This window comes from Pseudoglutamicibacter cumminsii (assembly GCF_003143995.1).
Lineage (GTDB): Bacteria > Actinomycetota > Actinomycetes > Actinomycetales > Micrococcaceae > Pseudoglutamicibacter > Pseudoglutamicibacter cumminsii_B.
In genome coordinates this window covers 1-4,690 of record NZ_QFWG01000018.1, presented here as the reverse complement: position 1 = coordinate 4,690, position 4,690 = coordinate 1, and the positions used below count along the sequence as shown (strand labels likewise).

The 4,690-nt window shown below is 55.1% G+C and carries 6 protein-coding genes; all 6 read left to right on the top strand.

All coding sequences use genetic code 11. The features are described 5' to 3' along the window. Positions 1-282: 282 nt before the first annotated feature. Complete coding sequence (locus CAY35_RS09395) at positions 283-837, top strand: aminoglycoside N-acetyltransferase AAC(6')-IIa (RefSeq protein ID WP_023622803.1); 555 nt, start codon at positions 283-285, stop codon at positions 835-837. A gap of 57 nt (positions 838-894) precedes the next feature. Continuing rightward, entirely contained in the window at positions 895-1,686 is a 792-nt protein-coding gene (locus CAY35_RS09390; protein ID WP_109304340.1) for an AadA family aminoglycoside 3''-O-nucleotidyltransferase, read from the top strand. Positions 1,687-1,760: 74 nt separating this feature from the next. Next, positions 1,761-2,234 carry a trimethoprim-resistant dihydrofolate reductase DfrA16 gene (dfrA16, locus tag CAY35_RS09385; protein ID WP_109304339.1) on the top strand — a complete coding sequence of 158 codons (474 nt, stop codon included), beginning with the start codon at positions 1,761-1,763 and terminating at the stop codon, positions 2,232-2,234. Between the two features lie 203 nt (positions 2,235-2,437). After that, complete coding sequence (locus tag CAY35_RS09380; protein ID WP_000679427.1) at positions 2,438-2,785, top strand: quaternary ammonium compound efflux SMR transporter QacE delta 1; 348 nt, start codon at positions 2,438-2,440, stop codon at positions 2,783-2,785. Beyond that, complete coding sequence (gene sul1, locus CAY35_RS09375) at positions 2,779-3,618, top strand: sulfonamide-resistant dihydropteroate synthase Sul1 (RefSeq protein ID WP_094980939.1); 840 nt, start codon at positions 2,779-2,781, stop codon at positions 3,616-3,618. The genes CAY35_RS09380 and sul1 overlap by 7 nt, the downstream gene beginning before the upstream one ends. A gap of 127 nt (positions 3,619-3,745) precedes the next feature. Then, on the top strand, positions 3,746-4,246 hold the full coding sequence (locus tag CAY35_RS09365; protein ID WP_000376623.1) for a GNAT family N-acetyltransferase: 501 nt from the start codon (positions 3,746-3,748) through the stop codon (positions 4,244-4,246). Positions 4,247-4,690 lie beyond the last annotated feature (444 nt).

Genomic DNA, 4,690 nt, shown 5'->3' with positions numbered 1-4,690 from the left:
CCCAGTGGACATAAGCCTGTTCGGTTGGTAAACTGTAATGCAAGTAGCGTATGCGCTCACGCAACTGGTCCAGAACCTTGACCGAACGCAGCGGTGGTAACGGCGCAGTGGCGGTTTTCATGGCTTGTTATGACTGTTTTTTTGTACAGTCTATGCCTCGGGCATCCAAGCAGCAAGCGCGTTACGCCGTGGGTCGATGTTTGATGTTATGGAGCAGCAACGATGTTACGCAGCAGGGCAGTCGCCCTAAAACAAAGTTAGGCAGCACAGAGCGACCATTTCATGTCCGCGAGCACCCCCCCCATAACTCTTCGCCTCATGACCGAGCGCGACCTGCCGATGCTCCATGATTGGCTCAACCGGCCGCACATCGTTGAGTGGTGGGGTGGTGACGAAGAGCGACCGACTCTTGATGAAGTGCTGGAACACTACCTGCCCAGAGCGATGGCGGAAGAGTCCGTAACACCGTACATCGCAATGCTGGGCGAGGAACCGATCGGCTATGCTCAGTCGTACGTCGCGCTCGGAAGCGGTGATGGCTGGTGGGAAGATGAAACTGATCCAGGAGTGCGAGGAATAGACCAGTCTCTGGCTGACCCGACACAGTTGAACAAAGGCCTAGGAACAAGGCTTGTCCGCGCTCTCGTTGAACTACTGTTCTCGGACCCCACCGTGACGAAGATTCAGACCGACCCGACTCCGAACAACCATCGAGCCATACGCTGCTATGAGAAGGCAGGATTCGTGCGGGAGAAGATCATCACCACGCCTGACGGGCCGGCGGTTTACATGGTTCAAACACGACAAGCCTTCGAGAGAAAGCGCGGTGTTGCCTAACAACTCATTCAAGCCGACGCCGCTTCGCGGCGCGGCTTAATTCAGGTGTTAGACATCATGAGGGTAGCGGTGACCATCGAAATTTCGAACCAACTATCAGAGGTGCTAAGCGTCATTGAGCGCCATCTGGAATCAACGTTGCTGGCCGTGCATTTGTACGGCTCCGCAGTGGATGGCGGCCTGAAGCCACACAGTGATATTGATTTGCTGGTTACGGTGACCGTAAGGCTTGATGAAACGACGCGGCGAGCTTTGATCAACGACCTTTTGGAAACTTCGGCTTCCCCTGGAGAGAGCGAGATTCTCCGCGCTGTAGAAGTCACCATTGTTGTGCACGACGACATCATTCCGTGGCGTTATCCAGCTAAGCGCGAACTGCAATTTGGAGAATGGCAGCGCAATGACATTCTTGCAGGTATCTTCGAGCCAGCTACGATCGACATTGATCTGGCTATCTTGCTGACAAAAGCAAGAGAACATAGCGTTGCCTTGGTAGGTCCAGCGGCGGAGGAACTCTTTGATCCGGTTCCTGAGCAGGATCTATTCGAGGCGCTGAGGGAAACCTTGAAGCTATGGAACTCGCCGCCCGACTGGGCTGGCGATGAGCGAAATGTAGTGCTTACGTTGTCCCGCATTTGGTACAGCGCAGTAACCGGCAGAATCGCGCCGAAGGATGTCGCTGCCGACTGGGCAATGGAGCGCCTGCCGGCCCAGTATCAGCCCGTCATACTTGAAGCTAGACAGGCTTATCTTGGACAAGAAGAAGATCGTTTGGCCTCGCGCGCAGATCAGTTGGAAGAATTTGTTCACTACGTGAAAGGCGAGATCACCAAGGTAGTCGGCAAATAATGTCTAACAATTCGTTCAAGCCGACGCCGCTTCGCGGCGCGGCTTAACTCAAGCGTTAACTCGAGGGAGAAATCGTGAAGTTATCACTAATGGCTGCCAAGTCGAAGAACGGTATTATCGGTAATGGACCAGATATTCCATGGAGCGCCAAAGGCGAGCAACTTCTATTTAAGGCAATTACATATAATCAATGGCTTTTAGTTGGACGCAAAACTTTTGAGTCAATGGGCGCTCTCCCAAATCGAAAGTATGCAGTTGTAACTCGCTCTAATTTTTCTACGAATGATGAGGGTGTAATGGTTTTCTCCTCAATTCAGGATGCCTTAATAAATTTAGAGGAAATCACGGATCATGTTATCGTTTCTGGTGGTGGTGAAATATACAAAAGCTTGATTTCCAAAGTAGATACTTTGCATATTTCAACAGTCGACATCGAGCGAGATGGAGACATAGTTTTTCCTGAAATCCCAGATACATTCAAGTTGGTATTTGAGCAAGATTTCGAGTCTAACATTAACTATTGTTATCAAATCTGGCAAAATAGTTAACAAGCGCCTGCAATCTGACCTCCGGTTACTGTCACCTTTTTTTGCGGTGGAGCTGCAAAAAAGGCGCCATTAACCTCCGGCAGTTGAGGCGGGCGTTAGATGCACTAAGCACATAATTGCTCACAGCCAAACTATCAGGTCAAGTCTGCTTTTATTATTTTTAAGCGTGCATAATAAGCCCTACACAAATTGGGAGATATATCATGAAAGGCTGGCTTTTTCTTGTTATCGCAATAGTTGGCGAAGTAATCGCAACATCCGCATTAAAATCTAGCGAGGGCTTTACTAAGCTTGCCCCTTCCGCCGTTGTCATAATCGGTTATGGCATCGCATTTTATTTTCTTTCTCTGGTTCTGAAATCCATCCCTGTCGGTGTTGCTTATGCAGTCTGGTCGGGACTCGGCGTCGTCATAATTACAGCCATTGCCTGGTTGCTTCATGGGCAAAAGCTTGATGCGTGGGGCTTTGTAGGTATGGGGCTCATAATTGCTGCCTTTTTGCTCGCCCGATCCCCATCGTGGAAGTCGCTGCGGAGGCCGACGCCATGGTGACGGTGTTCGGCATTCTGAATCTCACCGAGGACTCCTTCTTCGATGAGAGCCGGCGGCTAGACCCCGCCGGCGCTGTCACCGCGGCGATCGAAATGCTGCGAGTCGGATCAGACGTCGTGGATGTCGGACCGGCCGCCAGCCATCCGGACGCGAGGCCTGTATCGCCGGCCGATGAGATCAGACGTATTGCGCCGCTCTTAGACGCCCTGTCCGATCAGATGCACCGTGTTTCAATCGACAGCTTCCAACCGGAAACCCAGCGCTATGCGCTCAAGCGCGGCGTGGGCTACCTGAACGATATCCAAGGATTTCCTGACCCTGCGCTCTATCCCGATATTGCTGAGGCGGACTGCAGGCTGGTGGTTATGCACTCAGCGCAGCGGGATGGCATCGCCACCCGCACCGGTCACCTTCGACCCGAAGACGCGCTCGACGAGATTGTGCGGTTCTTCGAGGCGCGGGTTTCCGCCTTGCGACGGAGCGGGGTCGCTGCCGACCGGCTCATCCTCGATCCGGGGATGGGATTTTTCTTGAGCCCCGCACCGGAAACATCGCTGCACGTGCTGTCGAACCTTCAAAAGCTGAAGTCGGCGTTGGGGCTTCCGCTATTGGTCTCGGTGTCGCGGAAATCCTTCTTGGGCGCCACCGTTGGCCTTCCTGTAAAGGATCTGGGTCCAGCGAGCCTTGCGGCGGAACTTCACGCGATCGGCAATGGCGCTGACTACGTCCGCACCCACGCGCCTGGAGATCTGCGAAGCGCAATCACCTTCTCGGAAACCCTCGCGAAATTTCGCAGTCGCAACGCCAGAGACCGAGGGTTAGATCATGCCTAGCATTCACCTTCCGGCCGCCCGCTAGCGGACCCTGGTCAGGTTCCGCGAAGGTGGGCGCAGACATGCTGGGCTCGTCAGGATCAAACTGCACTATGAGGCGGCGGTTCATACCGCGCCAGGGGAGCGAATGGACAGCGAGGAGCCTCCGAACGTTCGGGTCGCCTGCTCGGGTGATATCGACGAGGTTGTGCGGCTGATGCACGACGCTGCGGCGTGGATGTCCGCCAAGGGAACGCCCGCCTGGGACGTCGCGCGGATCGACCGGACATTCGCGGAGACCTTCGTCCTGAGATCCGAGCTCCTAGTCGCGAGTTGCAGCGACGGCATCGTCGGCTGTTGCACCTTGTCGGCCGAGGATCCCGAGTTCTGGCCCGACGCCCTCAAGGGGGAGGCCGCATATCTGCACAAGCTCGCGGTGCGACGGACACATGCGGGCCGGGGTGTCAGCTCCGCGCTGATCGAGGCTTGCCGCCATGCCGCGCGAACGCAGGGGTGCGCCAAGCTGCGGCTCGACTGCCACCCGAACCTGCGTGGCCTATACGAGCGGCTCGGATTCACCCACGTCGACACTTTCAATCCCGGCTGGGATCCAACCTTCATCGCAGAACGCCTAGAACTCGAAATCTAACGTCCGTTCGGGCATCGAGGTCCATGTCGGGGTGGGACGGGCCCGTGGCTTCAAGATCACTTGCAGTCCGACCGCGATGTCTTGGTTGCGCGAGAGGTTGTCGATATCCTCCACTTCCATCATCAACCCTGGATAATGCCGCCGCCGTCATCGCCGCCGACGCCCGTGCCGGGCTTTTCGGGCCTGTCAGGCTTGCTCGGCCTTCAGCCTGCCTGGGCGAGATCTCCGGCGGACGGATTAACGGCGGAGCTTCGCCGCCTTTCGTGCGTGTGAACGCCGAAGATAGTTCTCTCAAAAACATCCGTTTATGAGAGATACCAAATGTCATTTTCAGAAGACGACTGCACCAGTTGATTGGGCGTAATGGCTGTTGTGCAGCCAGCTCCTGACAGTTCAATATCAGAAGTGATCTGCACCAATCTCGACTATGCTCAATACTCGTGT

What these genes read in the sequence shown, in the direction of transcription:
- CAY35_RS09365 (WP_000376623.1), top strand. Translation starts at nt 3,746, where the DNA reads ATGGACAGCGAGGAGCCTCCGAACGTTCGGGTCGCCTGCTCGGGTGAT.
- sul1 (WP_094980939.1), top strand. Translation starts at nt 2,779, where the DNA reads ATGGTGACGGTGTTCGGCATTCTGAATCTCACCGAGGACTCCTTCTTC.
- CAY35_RS09395 (WP_023622803.1), top strand. Translation starts at nt 283, where the DNA reads ATGTCCGCGAGCACCCCCCCCATAACTCTTCGCCTCATGACCGAGCGC.
- CAY35_RS09390 (WP_109304340.1), top strand. Translation starts at nt 895, where the DNA reads ATGAGGGTAGCGGTGACCATCGAAATTTCGAACCAACTATCAGAGGTG.
- CAY35_RS09380 (WP_000679427.1), top strand. Translation starts at nt 2,438, where the DNA reads ATGAAAGGCTGGCTTTTTCTTGTTATCGCAATAGTTGGCGAAGTAATC.